The following is a 753-nucleotide window of genomic DNA, read 5'->3' on the forward strand; positions in this document are numbered from 1 at the left end:
AGCGGCTCGTCGCGGCCGCGGATCGCGACCTCGTGCTGCGGCAGGACGTCGTCGACAAGGCCGGCGGTGCGGCGGACTTCTTCCGAGACGATCGCTTCACAGGCCAGCGTCTTGGTCATGTCCTGGAGCCGGGCTGCGACATTCACGGCATCGCCGAGCGCGGTGAAGACGATGTGATCGCGATAGCCGATGTCGCCGATGATGACCTCGCCGCCATGAATACCGACGCCGAAGCGGATCGGCTGGCGCAGATCGTGGCTCAGGAGCTCGTTGAGCTCGTCGATATGCCTGGCGATGCCGGCGGCAGCCTTGAGCGCCTGCCGGCAGGCGGTTTGCGGATCGGCAGTCAATCCGAACAGCGCCAGCATGCCGTCGCCGACGAACTGGTTCGGCTGGCCGCCGTTCTCGATCACCGCCTGCGACACCGCGCCGAGGAAGCGGTTGACGATGAAGACGGTGTCGAACGGCAGCCGCTTTTCCGCGAGCTGGGTCGAGCCGCGCATGTCCACGAACAGGCTGACGAGATAGCGCTCCTGGCCGATTCTGGCTGGTGTCGAGGCCTGCCCGTCCGTCGCATGCGTGTGCGGCGTGAACAGCTGGAAGAAGGAGAGGTCGGACGTCGGCCGCAGCTGGCAGGCCAGCCTGATCGACGGATCGGCGGTGCCGACGCGGGTGAGCACGAAGGCCTCACGCTGCGACGGTGTGGGCAGCGCGTCATGGTCGCCGATGATGCGGATGCGGCAAGTCGAGCAG

The 753-nt window shown here is 67.1% G+C and carries 1 protein-coding gene; it reads right to left on the minus strand.

All coding sequences use genetic code 11. The annotated features are described in order from the left end of the window. Window positions 1–753: adenylate/guanylate cyclase domain-containing protein (locus tag MOV75_RS40475; RefSeq protein ID WP_247008445.1), on the minus strand; the 753-nt coding region annotated here is incomplete at both ends.

Origin of the sequence: Bradyrhizobium sp. PRIMUS42, assembly GCF_023006515.1 — a bacterium.
In the GTDB taxonomy this organism is placed as follows: domain Bacteria; phylum Pseudomonadota; class Alphaproteobacteria; order Rhizobiales; family Xanthobacteraceae; genus Bradyrhizobium.